The 16,902-nt window shown below is 36.2% G+C and carries 17 protein-coding genes; 3 read left to right on the top strand and 14 right to left on the bottom strand.

Going from position 1 to position 16,902, the window contains the following annotated elements; genetic code table 11:
• Window positions 1–284: 284 nt before the first annotated feature.
• Genes tsaC through CUN60_RS10250 form a run of 6 tightly spaced genes read right to left on the bottom strand, consistent with a single transcriptional unit; the run spans window position 285 to window position 3,979 of the window.
• The gene (gene tsaC, locus CUN60_RS10275; protein WP_102951954.1) at window positions 285–851 is read right to left on the bottom strand and encodes an L-threonylcarbamoyladenylate synthase type 1 TsaC; all 567 of its coding nucleotides are present in this window, start codon (window positions 849–851) and stop codon (window positions 285–287) included.
• Window position 852: 1 nt separating this feature from the next.
• Window positions 853–1,731, bottom strand: coding sequence for an ATP phosphoribosyltransferase (gene hisG / locus CUN60_RS10270; protein ID WP_102951953.1), 879 nt, complete (start codon window positions 1,729–1,731; stop codon window positions 853–855).
• Window positions 1,732–1,745: 14 nt separating this feature from the next.
• Window positions 1,746–2,522, bottom strand: coding sequence for an inositol monophosphatase family protein (locus CUN60_RS10265; RefSeq protein ID WP_102951952.1), 777 nt, complete (start codon window positions 2,520–2,522; stop codon window positions 1,746–1,748).
• A gap of 55 nt (window positions 2,523–2,577) precedes the next feature.
• On the bottom strand, window positions 2,578–3,003 hold the full coding sequence (locus CUN60_RS10260; RefSeq protein ID WP_102951951.1) for a porin family protein: 426 nt from the start codon (window positions 3,001–3,003) through the stop codon (window positions 2,578–2,580).
• A gap of 60 nt (window positions 3,004–3,063) precedes the next feature.
• Window positions 3,064–3,690: a glutathione S-transferase family protein gene (locus tag CUN60_RS10255; protein WP_102951950.1), complete on the bottom strand. Its 627-nt coding sequence runs from the start codon at window positions 3,688–3,690 to the stop codon at window positions 3,064–3,066.
• Window positions 3,683–3,979: an antibiotic biosynthesis monooxygenase family protein gene (locus CUN60_RS10250; RefSeq protein ID WP_102951949.1), complete on the bottom strand. Its 297-nt coding sequence runs from the start codon at window positions 3,977–3,979 to the stop codon at window positions 3,683–3,685. The genes CUN60_RS10255 and CUN60_RS10250 overlap by 8 nt, the downstream gene beginning before the upstream one ends.
• Before the next feature lie 251 nt (window positions 3,980–4,230).
• On the opposite strand from CUN60_RS10250, the gene CUN60_RS10245 reads away from it, so the two are divergent.
• The gene (locus CUN60_RS10245) at window positions 4,231–4,503 is read left to right on the top strand and encodes a hypothetical protein (RefSeq protein ID WP_102951948.1); all 273 of its coding nucleotides are present in this window, start codon (window positions 4,231–4,233) and stop codon (window positions 4,501–4,503) included.
• 114 nt (window positions 4,504–4,617) lie between these two features.
• Here the strand turns inward: CUN60_RS10245 and CUN60_RS10240 are convergent, their stop codons facing one another.
• From CUN60_RS10240 to CUN60_RS10215, 6 genes are all read right to left on the bottom strand, one after another.
• Window positions 4,618–5,634, bottom strand: coding sequence for a patatin-like phospholipase family protein (locus CUN60_RS10240; protein ID WP_102951947.1), 1,017 nt, complete (start codon window positions 5,632–5,634; stop codon window positions 4,618–4,620).
• A gap of 22 nt (window positions 5,635–5,656) precedes the next feature.
• Window positions 5,657–7,123, bottom strand: coding sequence for an adenylate/guanylate cyclase domain-containing protein (locus CUN60_RS10235; RefSeq protein ID WP_102951946.1), 1,467 nt, complete (start codon window positions 7,121–7,123; stop codon window positions 5,657–5,659).
• 3 nt (window positions 7,124–7,126) lie between these two features.
• Complete coding sequence (locus CUN60_RS10230; protein WP_102951945.1) at window positions 7,127–7,885, bottom strand: MBL fold metallo-hydrolase; 759 nt, start codon at window positions 7,883–7,885, stop codon at window positions 7,127–7,129.
• A 153-nt stretch (window positions 7,886–8,038) separates the two neighbouring features.
• A complete protein-coding gene (locus tag CUN60_RS10225; protein ID WP_102951944.1) occupies window positions 8,039–9,808 on the bottom strand; it encodes a cation:proton antiporter in 1,770 nt (589 codons plus the stop codon).
• 8 nt (window positions 9,809–9,816) lie between these two features.
• Window positions 9,817–12,102 (bottom strand): Tex family protein, encoded by a 2,286-nt coding sequence (locus CUN60_RS10220; RefSeq protein WP_102951943.1) that lies wholly within the window; start codon window positions 12,100–12,102, stop codon window positions 9,817–9,819.
• 102 nt (window positions 12,103–12,204) lie between these two features.
• Window positions 12,205–13,329 (bottom strand): ion channel, encoded by a 1,125-nt coding sequence (locus CUN60_RS10215; RefSeq protein ID WP_102951942.1) that lies wholly within the window; start codon window positions 13,327–13,329, stop codon window positions 12,205–12,207.
• A 215-nt stretch (window positions 13,330–13,544) separates the two neighbouring features.
• On the opposite strand from CUN60_RS10215, the gene CUN60_RS10210 reads away from it, so the two are divergent.
• Both CUN60_RS10210 and CUN60_RS10205 read left to right on the top strand, forming a co-directional pair.
• Window positions 13,545–14,273 (top strand): hypothetical protein, encoded by a 729-nt coding sequence (locus CUN60_RS10210; RefSeq protein ID WP_102951941.1) that lies wholly within the window; start codon window positions 13,545–13,547, stop codon window positions 14,271–14,273.
• Window positions 14,263–15,012 (top strand): hypothetical protein, encoded by a 750-nt coding sequence (locus tag CUN60_RS10205; protein ID WP_102951940.1) that lies wholly within the window; start codon window positions 14,263–14,265, stop codon window positions 15,010–15,012. The genes CUN60_RS10210 and CUN60_RS10205 overlap by 11 nt, the downstream gene beginning before the upstream one ends.
• Here the strand turns inward: CUN60_RS10205 and CUN60_RS10200 are convergent.
• Window positions 14,992–15,951, bottom strand: a complete 960-nt coding sequence (locus tag CUN60_RS10200) for a patatin-like phospholipase family protein (protein WP_158649386.1) — start codon at window positions 15,949–15,951, stop codon at window positions 14,992–14,994. The two genes, CUN60_RS10205 and CUN60_RS10200, sit on opposite strands and share 21 nt — an antisense overlap.
• The gene (gene mutM, locus CUN60_RS10195; RefSeq protein WP_102951938.1) at window positions 15,948–16,757 is read right to left on the bottom strand and encodes a bifunctional DNA-formamidopyrimidine glycosylase/DNA-(apurinic or apyrimidinic site) lyase; all 810 of its coding nucleotides are present in this window, start codon (window positions 16,755–16,757) and stop codon (window positions 15,948–15,950) included. The genes CUN60_RS10200 and mutM overlap by 4 nt, the downstream gene beginning before the upstream one ends.
• Window positions 16,758–16,902 lie beyond the last annotated feature (145 nt).

Here is a 16,902-nt window from a genome sequence, read left to right as displayed (position 1 = left end):
TTACAATTTACTGTATTTGCCGATTGGGGATTATTAATTTAATGGTGAAATTAACAAATTTTAGTTTAAGTGAGGTATAATTTTGAGATTTGAAAAATTGTGCAATGCGATTTTACTGATCATTTTATCTTGGTTTCAGATTGTTTTGATTGTGCCTGTAAGGCTTAGTCATTATCGCTTCACTAATTGTATTAGTGATTTAATACAACATTGCTAACTAGCTTTCATTTACAAATAAACTGGAGATTTGCCGTTTGGGCTTTATTTCTTCCTGACTATTAGTGCTACTTACCGCGCAGAATTTTCTTTGTGTCCCAGTCAATTATTGTTGATGGCTTTTTATTAAAGCTGGTAATTCCTGGTAATACCATTAGCTGTTTACCAAATTGACGTTTACACTCTCGGTAATTGCGAGTCGATTTAAAGCCAGACTTATTGGCGGAAGTAGAGACTAGAGGTAGATTTAGATTTTTGCATAGCTGCTTTACTAATTGGTGTTTTGTTACCCTTACGGCAATCTTTTTGTGTTTGCCAATCAGATTTTTGGGTACTTTATTTGTAACTGGGAGGATTAAGCTAAATGGTCCAGGCCAATACCGATTTAGCTCGTTTTCATCTCTATATAAGATGCTTGTAGGGACTAATTTCGTTAATTGCTTCTTGCTCCCTGCAATTACGATTAATCCCTTTTGTTTATTGCGTAATTTAATCTTAATAATCTTATCTATTGCCTTGTGGTTAAATGGGTCGCAGCCAATTCCATAGCAGGATTCTGTTGGGTAAGCAATTAATCCACCATTTTTTATGTGTTTGCGAACTTTAGCAATTAGATTATTTGAGTAAAAATACATATTACATCATTTTTTCAATTGGTACAACCAGAATCGAGCTAGCGCCAATACTTTTAAGCTTGGCAATTGTATCCCAGAATACACCTTCCTTACTGACAACATGCACTGCTACTTTATTATCTGTGCCATGCAAATGTAGTACCGTTGGTGACTCACAGCCGGGGAGAATATCTTTAAGTTTATTTACTGCATCCTTATCTATGTGTAGCATTATATACTTGCTGTCTTTGGCATCAATGACGCTATTAATTCTAAACATCAGTTCTTCTGCTTTGGCTTTTAGTTCATTCCCAGCCGATTTGCGTCCGATTAAGACAGCTTCACTCTCAAGAATGATATGGGTTTCGAGCAGACCATTTTCTTTAAGTGTGGCACCAGTTGATACTAAATCACAAATTGCATCCGCTACAGCGATTTTAGGGGCAAGTTCGACTGAACCATGCATCTGAATAATTCTGGCATTAATATTGTTTTTGTTTAGATAATCTGCAAGAGTTGCTGGATAGGAAGTTGCAATTGTTTTGCCATTATAATCAGCTAGTTGTTTTATGCCGGAACCTTCCGGTGCAGCAAGGCTTAATCGGCAGTACGCAAATTGAAGTCTGGCAATAATCTCCAAATCATTACCCGGATTTTCTAGAGCGTACTCCATATAACCGTTTTCACCAACTATTCCAAGGTCACTTGCATTACTATCTACGAAGCCAGGAATATCGTCATCACGAATCATAAGGAAATCAGTATTCATTTCTTTTGATTGAATAAGATAATGATTTTTGGCTGGTTTTATTTTGAAACTACACTTGTTAAGTAGCTCAATACTACCTTCAGATAATTTACCTGATTTCTGTAATGCAATTCTTAATCGGTTTACACTCATTTTATTTTCCAAGATTAACTGTTAATTAAATTTAAAACCTGCTGCTGTAGTTGTAAATTGGCGCAAGCTAGACACTGTCCATTAAAATCTTTAGTTAGTGTTTTGCCTTGCCAGTCGCTGATGATTCCTCCTGCTGCAGTTATAATCGGGATTAAAGCCGCAATATCATAATATTGTAAGTCAGCTTCCATTATAATATCAATATGACCTGCCGCAAGTAAGCCAAAAGCATAGGCATCACCACCAAAAGATGTAACTCGCACCTGTTTACGCAATAATTCAAACTTAGATTGTTCATAGTCAGTCGTAAACATATATGGTGTTGTAGCATTTAAGCGAGCATTATTTAAAACCGACTGTTCTGCTGTAGAAATTATTTGTCGATTCAGGTACGCTTTTTCGCCTGTTTTTCCACTAAATCGCTCTTGATTGATAGGCTGATCAATTATTCCATACATGGGACTATCTTTTTTTAGTAAAGCGATCAAAGTGGTATAAGTCGGTTTGCCCGTAGAAAATCCTACCGTACCATCTATCGGATCAATTACCCAAGTATATTCTGAATTACCATCATGATTGGCAAATTCTTCCCCAATTATTCTATGATCTGGGTAATTAGTGCAAATTAGACTACGTAGATGAAGTTCAACTTCTCGGTCTGCTATAGTTACCGGATATTCACCACTTTTGGTTTCAATCTCAATTTTATTGCGAAAATATTTTTTACTAATTTTACCTGCTTCGTCTGCAAGGTAGTTGGCAAATTCAATCAAGGTGTCCGGGTTTTGCATGTTTATTCACATTCAATAGTTTTTAAGATAGTTCTCATGTAGTTAGGTTTAAGTTCTAAAACTTGACTTCGAGACCGCCCATTAGGAAGTTCTGGGTACTAGCATTACTTATTGCATAATCTTCAATATTAATCCGGATATAAGGCAAAATAGGAAATGCAACCCCAACACCATAAAGAACCGCGCCGCTGGTAGAACCATAGTTATTAACATAACTCATCCCAAGTCTTCCATAAATATCAACAATAGGAATTGGCAACACACCTTTAATTGCTGCATCCCAGTATGAAGTACTAGCTCCAGTAAAACCAGCTTCAACACCAAGATAACGGTTAAACATATAACCTGCATTAGCATTATAGGCAAACTGATAATTACTACCTGTATTTATACCGGCATTGGCATTGATATAGACACCAGCATCATCTGCATAAGCAATTCCGGCAGTAGCTGCCAGGATTATCGAAATCAATTTACGCATTCTTGCTCCTTTTTATATTATCATTAAACAATCGTTTTTTCTTCACCCAACTATTACAAATCAATTATTTTTTGCCGAATTAAGCCACTCAAGTAAATCAGGATGAGCCAAAATTGCATTGCAATAATCAACTACAGCTCTATTATCAGATTTATATCCATAGGTTTGAAATCTCAATACTACAGGAGCAAACATGGCATCCGCAATACTAAAGTCACCAAATAAAAATTCACCATCTTGACCAAATTTAGAACGACAGTCAAGCCAAATTTCTTCAATTCGCTTGATCTCACCCTGAAGTTCTTCAGAATATGGTAAATCTTTCTGCACAAAAAGAGCAAACGGCATCATTTTACGTAGTGTGGCAAACCCACTATGCATTTCATTGCTTACTGAACGAGCAATTGCTCGAGCGGCTTCATCAGTTGGCCATAATTTAGCACTTGGCGATACCTCTGCTAAGTACTCGCCGATTGATAATGAGTCCCAAATCAATAAATCATTGTGTTTTAGTGCTGGAACTTTGCCAGATGGGCTTAATTGTAAGATTGCAGCTTTAACGTCTTGGCGCTCAAGATCAACAATAATCTCAGAAAATTTAACCTTACAGCGCTTAATCATTAGCCAAGCCCGTAATGACCAAGAAGATAAATGCTTATTACCGATAATTAGTCTAAACTCACTCATCCTTTACCCCCTGATAGTGTAATACTGTTGGAAATGGATCGTAAAAATGATGTAGTAATTTTTTCCACTCTTGATATTCTAACGACTGACGAAATCCTATTTCATGATCAGCCAGAGTTTGCCACCAGACCAATAAGACATACTGATTATCATGTTCAATACAGCGTTGCAATTCATGGCGGATATAGCCATTCATCCGACTAATTATTTTGCTAGCTAAACGAAAGGCTTTTTCAAACTCATCCTCTTGCCCAGATATAATCGTAAGATTGGCAACTTCAAGTATCATGAGTTATTTCTCCATACCCATATATGATGATATATTTTCTTGATTATGATTCAATGGCCAATATTTATTAAATTTTTTAATAACTTATAATATGCTCGTGATCAAATAGAAGCCCCTATTTTACACTATGCTCTTAAGTCCTTACAACATCACTTGGTTAGTTTCAGATAGCCTTTGGGTTGTGTGAAATCAATTTCGCCTCAGATCATGATATAATCCTGCCGTTTTGACGATATTTATAAAGGAATAAAATGAAAACGCATGAAATTTTGACTGCGATTTATAACGATAAAGATGTATTGAAAAAAGTTAAAAAATCAGTTGAAGAATATTCAATTAATTTGCGTTCAATGGAGCAGTTGCGCCAAGACAGCAAAGATATTGAAAAACATGTAAAGGATGCTTATGGTATAGGCGCAACAGTTTTTAAAAAAATTGTTAAATCAAGTATGGTGCAAAATGATAATGTAGATGAATTAATTGAAGAGTTACAGATGATTCGTGAGATTGCCAAAAGCGAATAATTAATTATAGCCACAGGTAAATATCTATTTACCTGTGTTAAAAACTTGCAGTAGGCTATTAAGTGCTTTAAAAATATAACCTTACTTACATTTTTGGTAAGAGATACTTAGTTTTTACATAAATTTGGCTTTAATATCAGTTGATGATTCAATACCTATCTTATCAAAATTATTTTCAATAAAATCGGTAGCCATTTTTTTACCATTTTCAAACATATATGCCAAGTAATCCGGATCCGTATTTAGTTTACTTGAAACACCTAGGTTTTGAACGATGCTCTCCGCTTCAATCGTGTGAATGAAAACCCGTTTATGTTTATCGCTGTCTAATTCACCATTATCGATAAGATTGGTAACAAAGTAAACTGCGCGTAGCTCACGCATTAGGCTTGAATTAAATGAAAGGGTGTTGATACGATCTAATACTTCACGGGCAGAAGTCGGGATATGTTCAATATTTACCGGGTTTATCTGGACAATAAGGATATCCTTGGATTTTGTCTCGCTGATTAACGGAAATAATGGCGGATTCCCAATATAACCACCATCCCAATAATGCTGCCCATCGATTTCTACTGCTTGAAACAAAAATGGTAAGCATGCAGAGGCAAGTACCGCTTTTATCGACACATCTTGATTTGAAAATACTCTTAGTTTGCCATTACCCACATTAGTTGCGGCAATAAATAATTTACAAGCTGGAGAGTTATGTAGTCTTTCAAAATCAACTGTTTTAGCTAGGACTTCTTCTAGTGGATTGATATTAAGTGGATTTAATTCGTATGGAGAGAAGATTTTAGAAATAAAATCATACATCACATAATTTGGTGAAAAATCCATATTTCCAATACTAAACATTTTATCAAGCATGCTTGGTTTTAGAAAACCTTTTTGTCCAGCCTCTGCAATTCTTCCCCAAAATTCTGCTAATTTGTCACGCGCAGCTTGATTCCCGCCAATCGAAAGTCCATAAGCGGTAACGGCTGCATTCATTGCTCCAGCACTAGTCCCTGATAATCCTTCAATTTCAATTCTGCCATCTGCTAATATGGTATCTAGTACGCCCCACGTAAATGCGCCGTGTGAACCACCACCTTGTAATGCCAAATTTATTTTTTTCTTTTCTTTCACTGATTAATCCTGTTAAAAAATATTAGTTTAATTCTTCTAATGTATATAGTTTGATCTTGTCTGCTTTACCGCGAATTTCCTGTTCGCCCATAAATTTTATTTTCATCTTATCTTTGATTGCTAGCGCAGTTTTCTCACTAAATAGTATCGGAGTATGAAGTTCTTTGGTAAGCTGTTCAATCCGCGAAGCAGAATTTACCGTATCTCCTATGGCTGTATATTCTGAGCGTTTTTCTGAACCAATATTACCGATCACCGCTAAACCAGTATGTATCCCGACACCTATTTTTATCTCGGGAATATTTTTACCTTGATTACGCCATTTTTTGGTTAGTTCCTCGACACCTTGTACCATTTCAAGAGCTGTTTTTACTGCATTAAGCTCTTGCTCTTCATCTTCTAATGGAACTCCAAATTCTACCATCATTCCATCGCCAATGAATTTATCCAATACACCATTATTACGGAAAATTATCTCAACCATTGCCGAAAAGTACTCATTAAGGTAACGTACGACCTGTTCTGGAGTGTATTGCTCAGAAATATGGGTAAACTGGCGAATATCTGAGAAGAGTAGGGTAATCTTACGTTTTTCCCCGGTTAGAGTTAGGTCATCGCCATTTTTAATGATTGAGTCCATCACGTGTTTTGAGACATAGCGAGCAAAATTCTGCTGCATTTTTTCTCTTTGCTGTAATCCAATAGTCATTTGGTTTATTTCATTAGCTAGGTATGAAAACTCATCATTGCTATTTATATCTATTTTTGTAGTTAAGTCACCTGCACCGATCTTTTTCACGCCTGAATGCAATGTTTCTAGGGCGGACACCTGTTGTTTAGATAAAAACCAGCCAAATAGAATCGTTATGGCAAGTGTGAATGAAAATGATATTAACCCATAATCAATAAGTTTATGCATTCTTGCAATTACGTGATTCGCATAAAGATTTACCCCAACTGTAGCCAGATATTTACCATTCTTAGAATAGACTGGAGCATAAGCTGTTAGCCAAGTTCCCCATGCATCGGTGATAAATTCTTCTGGGCTATATATTTCGTTTAAATGTTCTTTTAGTTTGACGGTGCTTGCTTCTTCTGCAATCTGACCAATTGGTGAGTAATCCTTGCTGCCAGTTTCTTCAGCATCGACTAGGTATTCGTATTGGCTATTTTGGCGATCCTGTAGTGGATTTAGGAGATAAATGAATTTTACATAAATATCGCTACGTCGATTTACATCTCTAATCTGCCGTAGTTGTTGTTGGATTTGCTTATATTCTATCGAATTATCATTATGGGTCTGCTGAAGCTTGAGAATATCGCTTTTATCCAAGGTAATTGCGGCATCGGCTGCAACTGATATTACTTCACTACGTAATTCATCAAGAATGATTTTTTTTGTCTGATAATAACCAATTCCCAAGCAAAATAAAATACTAATACTTATACTGAGAATTAAGGTTATATAATTCTTGGTTCTATATTTCATTGCTTAAAATTCAAATTGCTGTCCACGGGTAACAAAGCCTAAAAATCCATCTGCAAGAGCATCTGGAAGTTGGCAGTCATTGTAGTCATAAAGCCAGATTTTTTGTTTTATTTCTTTACTGAGAGTTATTAGCTGATTATAGTGTGAATGCTGATTACTCAGGTGCTCAGAGGTCTCGCAATCATGAAATATAATATCTGCCTCCTGATATACACTGCTCAACTCCTCTAGTGCAAAACGGGTATCTGTGGTAATAAAAACTTTATGTTGTTTGCCATAGATAAGTAAGCCATAGCTTGGTAATAAATGATTATTGCTATAGCTATGGGGAACTTTTATTAGTTTGAACACGTGATTATCCAACGTAAATGACATATTATCATCAAGTGCTTCCAGCTGAAAAAATGTTTCAAGGGTTGCTTCCTTGTATTCAAGGGTGGACATTCCGCCAGAAAGAACATTATTCCATAAGCGCTCTTTTAATTCTGGTGCAATATATAATGGAAGCTGAATGTTCTCCATAAAAAATTTGGAGAAGCCTAACCATTCTAGACCACCAACGTGATCTGCGTGTAAATGACTTATAAATACCGCATCAATTTGTTTTGGTGTATAGCCTAATTCAAACATTGCATGTCTAACATCTCCACCACAGTCAATCAATATATGCTTGCCAGAATCTGTTTCTAGCAACATATTTGAATGAAATTTAAGGTATCCTACAGACAGTGCTGAAGAGACACCAAGAAAAGTTAGCTTCATGATTGATTCCTTTGTGTATAGTTAATTCAATGTATAGCTTGAATTAACAACTACAATCTTGAAAGTAGTTGAGGTATGTAGATATTATATACCCTTTACTATCTGCTGTTATAAAAATATCGGTATAAGCATCTATATTTGAGTCAGCAGGGCTTATTGATGTTCATGGTTAGTTTCCATGACTGTAAATAGTTCAATTTGGAGCCATGATTGCAATTTCACCATTGGTTTCCATAATATCAGAGCTAGTATGATCTCACTAGTAACAATCATAAGTAGCACGGGAGGATCTGGCAGGATGTGCTTACTAATTGAGAAGATAAAGCTCATTATTAGTGTGATTACTATTATAGGTAGTGATTCAAAGATAATTCGGCGGAGTTTATAGGTATGTTTACCGCCAAATTGATTTGAGATCCACATTTCCGAAAGCATCATCGCTAGGGCTTTGAGTTTACGATAAGCTGCAATAATAAATGGTAGCGATATAAATATTGCTAGCCCGCAAATTATTGAGCGGTGTATCTGCTCATTTAAAAGTGTTCCTTCGGCATCATTTATGATCTTTTGATCAAAATTGGTTGCAATGAAAACTCCGGCTAAAAATACTGCAATTACAAGTGCACAGTTAACAATAACCTGCAAGACAATTTTTGCAATAATTTTCACCAGCATGGCGCTATCACCTGTTGGATGCAAATCTCTTAACCATACTGTATAGATTTTAAATGGGTTTTTAATGACTTTGGGTGTATGGCTACTAATTATCTTAGATAGCGGATCGGCTGCTTTGATCAGATATGGTGTAAGGAGGGTTGTGATTGCTGATACCGTTATTGCAATAGGGTAAAGGAAATTACTGGTTACTTTTAGTGTGCTGCCAAGACCGGCAATAATAAAAGAAAATTCACCAATTTGTGCTAATCCCATGCCAACTCTTAAAGAAGTTTTTCCGTTTTGTCCAGAAATGAATGAACCGGTGGTAGCGCCAATTATTTTTCCTATCATTAGTGCTAAAGAGATTAACAAGATCGGAGTTAGATATTGTAGCATTACTTCTGGATTTAACATCATCCCAATAGTAACAAAGAAGATGGCGCAAAACATATCCCGTATTGGTTCAATAAGCTTTTCTATTAATGCTAATGGGCGAGCTTCAGCAACAATGGCACCCATCATGAAAGCTCCTAATGCAACGCTATAATCGAGAGCAAGGACAAGTAGGCAGAATCCAAAACATAAACCTAGAACGCTAATAAGCATCATTTCATGACTATTGAATTTTGATATATAAGCTAATAATCTAGGAATAGTGAGTAAGCCCAGAATTAATGATACAATGATAAATAAAGATAACTTGCCAACGGTAGATAGGATTTCGTGTGAATTAACCGCACCACTTGTAGCCAATCCTGAGAGTAGCGCAATGATACCGATGGCAAGAATATCTTCTACAATCAAAACGCCAAAAATAAGCTGGGCAAATTTCTGCTGTTTCATACCAAGCTCACCAAGTGCTTTTACGATAATTGTTGTTGATGAGATTGCCATCATTGCACCCAGAAAGATACAATCCATTTCCTGCCAGCCAAACCAATGACCAAGATTATAACCAATTGTAACCATTAAACTTGTTTCGCAGACTGCGGTGATGAATGCACGTGGACCAACTTTGGCTAATTTTTTTAGGCTAAATTCAAGTCCCAGAGAAAACATCAGGAATATTACACCTAGTTCAGCCAATACCATAATGATCTGTTTGTCGTGGATTAGCTCAAAAGGTGGAGTATGTGGACCGATTATCACTCCAGCTAATAAATAACCTAAAACAACAGGTTGTTTGAGTTTGTTAAATATTATCGTAATCAGACCTGCAACCAGCATAATGATTGCCATATCATGGATAAAGGTATCAGCGTGCATATTCTCCCTTATAGTCTTTTTAGCTTGGCAAACGCTGCTGCCATGCTATTGTCATTAGTTTGTGGTTTATTTTCTTTTGCTGGGCGACGGTTAGCTGCACCACCACTACTATTTGGAATATTTAATTTATTCAACCCTTTCATTGTGAGTGCTATTCTTTTTCGTTTTACATCAACTTCCTCAACTCGTACTTTTACGATTTGTCCAACTTTCAAGACATCATTTGGATTAGCCACGTACTGATCGGCAATTGCTGAGATGTGCACAAGTCCATCCTGATGAACTCCAATATCGACAAAAGCACCGAAGTTTGCAACATTGGTAATTACTCCTTCGAGCTCCATACCAATTTGTAGGTCGGTAATTTCATTGACCCCATCTTTGAATTGAGCCGTTTTAAATTCACCCCGGGGATCACGTCCGGGTTTATCCAGCTCTTTTAGAACATCACTAATCGTCGGTAGTCCATATTTGTCCGTTACGAAATCAGTTGGCTTAATGCTATTTAGTAGCTGATTATTACCAACTAGATCGCTTATTTTTACCTGTAATTTAGTTGCAATTGCTTCTACTAACGGATAACTTTCGGGATGTACCGCTGATTTATCCAGTGGATTATTTCCATCATTAATTCTTAGGAACCCGGCACACTGCTCAAAGGTCTTTTCACCAAGGCGGCTGACTTTGATTAATTCATTGCGGTCTTTAAATTTACCATTGCTATCGCGATAGCTAACAATATTGTTGGCAATAACACTATTTAGACCAGATACTTTTGCAAGTAACGGGACTGAAGCTGTATTTACATCTACGCCAACTGCATTTACGCAATCTTCAACCACGTTTTCTAGCGTTTGGGCAAGTCTTGTTTGATTGACATCATGCTGATATTGTCCCACACCAATCGATTTGGGATCAATTTTTACCAATTCTGCCAAAGGGTCTTGCAATCTTCTAGCAATTGAGACTGCACCACGCAGACTTACATCTAGATCAGGAAATTCTTTTGCGGCAAATTCCGAGGCAGAATAAACTGATGCACCAGCTTCGGAAACAACTACAATCTGTACTTGGATTTCTTTATACTGCTTCAAAAGCTCTTTTACAAATTGTTCAGTTTCTCTTGAAGCTGTCCCATTACCAATGCTTATTAATTCAGTGTTATATGCTTTTATTAATTTGGCAAGTACCAGCATTGCTTCGTCAACATTGCGAGTAAATGGATATATTGTGCTGGTGTTTAATACTTTACCAGTATTATCAACTACTGCAACTTTTACACCTGTTCTTATTCCTGGATCTAGACCTATGGTGGTTTTACTACCAGCAGGAGCCTGAAGTAACAAGTTCCGCAAATTTGTTCCAAATACTTTTATTGCTTCATTATCAGCACTCTCACGCATATTACTGATTAATTCGTTTTCGAGGGAAGGGTAGATCTTTGCTTTCCATGCCAATCTTACACAATCCCTAAGCCAGCTACTAGCGGCTTTATCATCGCTTATCTCAAATTCATTTTTAATCAGGTTTTCATAATCAGAAAATTCACCCCGAAGTAGGGTATGTTGTTCTGGATATTCAACAGCGATTGTAAGAATACCCTCATTATTCCCTCTAAGAATTGCAAGTGCACGGTGTGATGGAATGTGTTTAATTAATTCTTGATGATTAAAATAATCGGTAAATTTGATTCCCACTTCTTCTTTACCTTCAACTAGTTTAGCTGTGATCAGCCCTTCACTTGTGAAGCGTTCTCGTAGTTTTGCCAGTAGTGTAGCATTCTCTGCAAATATATCCAGTGCAATAAATCTTGCTCCTTCCAAGGCTTCTTCCGGAGTATTGATGCTTTTTTCTGGGTTAAGAAACGATTGTGCTAAAGTGATCGGGTCCTGATTTTGATTTTCAAGCAATGACAGAGTAAGTGGTTCAAGACCTGCTTCCTTGGCAATTTGGGCTTTTGTTCTACGTTTTGGTTTATAGGGTAAGTACAGATCTTCAAGAGTAGTTTTATTGTCTGCTGCAAGTATTGCCGCTTCAAGCTCGGGAGTAAGTTTTTCTTGCTCACTAATTGATTTTAGGATTATTTCACGCCGTTCATCAAGCTCTCTTAGATAAATAAGCTTTTCGGCAAGCATGCGTAGCTGTGTATCATCTAGACCGCCAGTTACTTCTTTACGGTAGCGGGCAATAAATGGAACCGTAGCTCCTTCATCAAGAAGTATTATCGTATTTTTAATTTGGTGTTCATTAATATTAAGCAAATTGGCTAAACGAGTCTCAATACTTAAAAGCATCGGTGAGTCCTTAATTAAACATAAAATAGAGTCCTGAATTTCAGGGTAATATTGTATAGTAAAACGGTGTTATTCTGGGATTTTAAAACTAGAGCCAGAATTTTAACTATCGATGGTATAGCTGATAATTGCATCTGCAACCATAAGATGTGGGGCAATTACTTTGTCTGCTCCTACCATTTTAGCTTTTTCTATATTTTCACGATAAAAGACTCGTGCTAGAATTTTTGGTCGTTTGGTGTACTCTGCCAGAAATTCCTTGATATTCATGATGGCAAAAATTGTGTCGGCATCACGATCAAAGCCAACGATTACCATCTTTGCTTCATTAAGTCTTGCTTGTATTAGTGTCTCGTGGTTACCGGGATATGGAGTTTTCAATAATTTATTTTGATCTTGCAAGAGTTGTCGATCAGAATCAATTTCACCCGTTTCATCAATTACTACGTATGGAATATCTTTTTTCTCATAACATTCGATTAAGATCTTTGTCATAATACTGTTATAACCCATTAAAATCATATGGTTTGTCATGCCAATCTTGCCTTTATTGAAGTGAGTAAGTAATTTTTTGACTTTTGAATTTAAAATAAGTCCAATAAATGTAATTCCTGAGGTAAAAACCAATAGTCCAATTATTATCATTGAGCTAACGAAGTACCTTGCCAAATGTGTTTTCGGTAGTATGTCACCAAATCCTACCGTACTAAAAGTGACAATTGTAAAATAGAAAGCATCACCAAGTGTTTGCAGATTACTAAACTCATCTCTCAGTAGGTAACTACCAAGTGTTCCATAGGATATAACAAAAACTAAAAATGCTCCGATAAGTACAAAACTATAAGATAGGTAGAGTTGTAAATTAAAATGCCGATAAAAAATAGCTAATAAACCTAATGCAACCAGAATTGGCGTTATATCTGTATAGTGATAATGCTCTGCTATCAAAAGGTTACTTATTAGGCAGGTGGAAAGCAGAAAAATACTTGCTATCCAGCAAACTCTTGAACGAGATGCAATTAAGGCTCCTAAAATTAGGAGAAAATAAGAGCAAATAGTCTGAACTATTATGTTTATATCAAAATCGATTAAGGATAGATTATGTCTTAATTCTTCATTGTTTGCGATAAGGGGGAATATATTTTTAGTAAAAATTACCATTGCTGTAATCATTACTACGATGCTACAGATATAGGCAATTAAATTATTTGGGTCGGGTTTCTTCAAAATTATCCTTATGTTTTTGTCCAGTAGGTTTCAAATAATGTAGATTATACCAAATATTTCCTGGCGTTTTGATATTAACGAATACTCTTATATGCCAGTTATTTTCATACTAGTTATCTGATGTTAGATTCGGCTATAGATTAAGTCAGGATGGTTAATCGTTTGATAGTTGGGGTATAATTGCGGCTGTTAATCATTACTTGAGAGAATCATGAATGTCTGAATTATATATAAAATCAGAATTGCCTAATGGTATTGCGTGGAACTGGGTTAAAGAAAGCTTTGCTATTTTCCGTGAAAAACCGATCAATTTTTTATTCTTGTCTATAGCCTTTATTCTATTTTCATTTTTTCCTTTCATCGGTTCCATTCTGGCGGTTTTTGTTTTGGTAAGGATTTTTCTCAGCATCGACAAGACCGTTCGTGGAGAGAGCTTTGGTTTGGGACTTAACTTTGGTGAAATTATCATTAGACGTAATGTTCTAAATTATGCCTTAGCAAGCATGCTCTTTGATCTGTTTGGCATGTTTATTGTTGAAATGCTTGCTAATTATTGGCATATTGACATGAAAAACCAGTCAATGCTTGCAGATAAGCGTATTATTGCGGCTTTAGGTGGCGTGAGCCTATTTAGGATGGCATTTTTTGGAATTTCATTAGCGATTATTGCCTTTAACCCAAAGATTCCTTTATTTCAGGCGCTCAAGCTAAATTGGAAATTGATGTTAAGGCATTGGGCTATTTTATTGCTTGCTGTATTTTTATTGCTACCATTTTTAATTATTCCATTGTATTTGGGTATTATTCTTGCTTTTGCTTCTGAGAGTTCGGTGATTTTTGCTGGTGGATTTTTCATAATTTCATTGACGATTTTAGTATTCATTGCCGTGACAACTGTATTTTGCTACAAGATATATGTGGATGGGATTTGTAATGCTCGCTAAACAAGATATAATTCAATTTAATAAAACTAGAATTTTTGATGGATTTAATTGGGTAGTCAGTGGTGTAAAGATTTTAATGACTAAACCATTCAAGTTACTTCTAGCTTCCTTACCGTTTCTTTTTGGTTTTGCTGGAATTATGTGGTTCAATATCCAAGGCATCTATAGTGCTTCAGCAGGCTTACTAGCTGCATTTGTTTTAAGCTTGATTTTCCCATTAAGTTTGCAGGCTATTGTACTAGCCTATAAGGAGTTTGAGGAAGGTAGAAAAATTTACTTAGCTAGGTTATATGCTCAAGTCTTCTCTTTCAATAAGCTAAGAGTAATCTTGGTTTATGTACTATTGGTACTTTTTTGTTCACTTGCTTCCAATTACCTTTTTAGTTTGATAGAAGCGGATAGTGCTATTATGAACTATACCTTTCAGTGTGTTTTTATTATCCTGCAATTCATCATACTATTGGCTGTGCCACTAAACATCTATAGCAAAAGCCAGTTTAAACCATTTTACGTGTTATTTTTGAGCTTAAAGGCTTTATTGCGTAATTTTATCCCCTGTTTAACGCTGATCATCTCCGCATTTGTGATCCTGATTTTGGCAATTGTAATTGCTAAGTATGTTGCAGTTATTGTGGGTAAAATAGCAATAGTATTTTATTTATTTGAACTATGGGTATTTGTTACCTGGCTTGGTACTACCGCAATAGCCATGTACAAATCAATTTTTCACTTGGGGTGATTGTTCTACTTCTTTCAATTTTTGTTTGATAAGGGGCATTTGAGACATTGCTGCCTTGTAACCTAGTGTAATCGCTTCTTTTTTCTTATCAAAAGCAAAGCTTGACAACTGGCTGATATCTGGCTTTATGACTATATCAGCCAGTTTTAACTGCTCATTTAGTAGTTTTATACTAAGTATATTGATTGTTTGATCAAAGTTTGACAGAAACCCACTTCGCCCCTGTTCGGGCTTCGCTGTTATATCAACTGCGATAACAAAGGTTGCGCCAGCTTTACGTGCGTAACTTACTGGTACAGGCGCAGATAAACCTCCATCAACATAGCGATGACCATTCATAACTACTGGAGTAAACACGTTTGGTATGGAGCATGAAGCTCGTACTGCAATACCCGTATCACCATTATTAAAGCCAATACTTTGCCCACTATCTAGATCTGTTGCAACGGCTGTATAATTTAATTTAAGTTTCTGGAGTGGCGTGTTTTTTACTCTGGCATCAATAAAACGTTGTAATTTCTCTCCTTTAATGACGCCGTTCTTGCTAATTGTAAAGTCTGCTAGGTTTAACTCATCTAGCTGATATGAGATTGTCTGTAATTCTGTTGGTGTATATCCATATGCATAGAGGCTTCCAACGATGCTTCCTGCTGATGTGCCCGTTATTATCTGAGGCTTTATACCATTCTCTTCAAGAGCTTTGATGACCCCAATATGTGCAAATCCCTTAGCTGCTCCGCCTCCTAATGCTAAACCTATTATGAGTGGTGGTGAAATATTTTTGCTTACTTTGATTGCGGTGGTTGATTCAGGTGGTAAATTACTTTCATTGATAAAGGCGAGCAATTCAGGGTTGCTTACTACTGATTCATTTTCTGCCGAATAGCTTTTGCTAAAAGATAAGAATAAGCAAGAAAGTAGCAAGATTTTATATCTCATTTCTGACATTCCGGGCAAAAAAAGCTATTTCTCTGACCGAGGCGAACTTCTCTTATTGGGGTATTACAAATCTTACACGGCAGATTTGCCCGTCCATAAACATAATGACTTATTTGAAAATAACCAAGGTCGCCATTGGCATTTTTATAGTCGCGTAAAGAGCTACCTCCTGCATTAATTGCGTTTTGTAAAACTGTTTGAATATTTTTTACCAAATCAGCACATTGTGTAAGAGTAAGGTTATTCCCGGGCTTTAACGGGCTAATTTTTGTCATAAAAAGAGATTCACAAGCATAAATGTTTCCAACCCCAACAACGATTGCATTATCCATTATTAATTGTTTAATCGGTGTTTTCCGGTTTGCTATTTTGTTTTTTAGGTATCGTGGGTTGAATTCATCATTAAAGGGTTCTGGACCTAGATTTACTAAGAGTGTCGAATCATTAACTTTTTCTGTGTAAACTATACAGCCAAATCTACGTGGATCATTATATCTTAGGACATAACCGTTAAACTGGATATCCACGTGATCATGTTTTTGTACTTCAGGTGTTTTATCCCGGTATAATGTTATTCGCCCTGACATTCCCAAGTGAATGATTAATGTGCCTTTTTCGAGCACTAGCAAGAGATATTTTGCCCGTCGTTCAACAGATTGAACTTTTTGCCCCTCCATTTTTGATAATTCGTTTTTATTTAATGGATAACGTAATCTGGGGAAGCGAATAACAGTTTTTTTTACAGATGTTCCAGTTAGCTCAATAAGTCCATTTTTAATCGTTTCAACTTCTGGGAGTTCAGGCATAAATAAATTTTCCGGAGACAGTTTAGTGGTAAAATTAGCTACTGCCGTATAAAGCCAGCAAAGTCATGGCTGTGTAGCATTAATTAACTAATCCATAATTATAAAACATACCGAGTACGAGTTTAATCAAAAAGATAAGGTGATT

The sequence above is a fragment of the Aquella oligotrophica genome, assembly GCF_002892535.1.
GTDB classification, from domain to species: Bacteria; Pseudomonadota; Gammaproteobacteria; order Burkholderiales; family UBA11063; genus Aquella; species Aquella oligotrophica.
This window is presented reverse-complemented; position numbering and strand designations above follow the sequence as displayed.

Bases quoted from the DNA above. Each gene is read 5' to 3' on its own strand.
- CUN60_RS10230 (WP_102951945.1), bottom strand. From the start codon at position 7,885: ATGAAGCTAACTTTTCTTGGTGTCTCTTCAGCACTGTCTGTAGGATAC.
- CUN60_RS10255 (WP_102951950.1), bottom strand. From the start codon at position 3,690: ATGAGTGAGTTTAGACTAATTATCGGTAATAAGCATTTATCTTCTTGG.
- CUN60_RS10250 (WP_102951949.1), bottom strand. From the start codon at position 3,979: ATGATACTTGAAGTTGCCAATCTTACGATTATATCTGGGCAAGAGGAT.
- CUN60_RS10220 (WP_102951943.1), bottom strand. From the start codon at position 12,102: ATGCTTTTAAGTATTGAGACTCGTTTAGCCAATTTGCTTAATATTAAT.
- hisG (WP_102951953.1), bottom strand. From the start codon at position 1,731: ATGAGTGTAAACCGATTAAGAATTGCATTACAGAAATCAGGTAAATTA.
- CUN60_RS10200 (WP_158649386.1), bottom strand. From the start codon at position 15,951: ATGAGATATAAAATCTTGCTACTTTCTTGCTTATTCTTATCTTTTAGC.
- CUN60_RS10205 (WP_102951940.1), top strand. From the start codon at position 14,263: ATGCTCGCTAAACAAGATATAATTCAATTTAATAAAACTAGAATTTTT.
- tsaC (WP_102951954.1), bottom strand. From the start codon at position 851: ATGTATTTTTACTCAAATAATCTAATTGCTAAAGTTCGCAAACACATA.
- CUN60_RS10260 (WP_102951951.1), bottom strand. From the start codon at position 3,003: ATGCGTAAATTGATTTCGATAATCCTGGCAGCTACTGCCGGAATTGCT.
- CUN60_RS10245 (WP_102951948.1), top strand. From the start codon at position 4,231: ATGAAAACGCATGAAATTTTGACTGCGATTTATAACGATAAAGATGTA.
- CUN60_RS10210 (WP_102951941.1), top strand. From the start codon at position 13,545: ATGTCTGAATTATATATAAAATCAGAATTGCCTAATGGTATTGCGTGG.
- mutM (WP_102951938.1), bottom strand. From the start codon at position 16,757: ATGCCTGAACTCCCAGAAGTTGAAACGATTAAAAATGGACTTATTGAG.
- CUN60_RS10265 (WP_102951952.1), bottom strand. From the start codon at position 2,522: ATGCAAAACCCGGACACCTTGATTGAATTTGCCAACTACCTTGCAGAC.
- CUN60_RS10235 (WP_102951946.1), bottom strand. From the start codon at position 7,123: ATGAAATATAGAACCAAGAATTATATAACCTTAATTCTCAGTATAAGT.
- CUN60_RS10225 (WP_102951944.1), bottom strand. From the start codon at position 9,808: ATGCACGCTGATACCTTTATCCATGATATGGCAATCATTATGCTGGTT.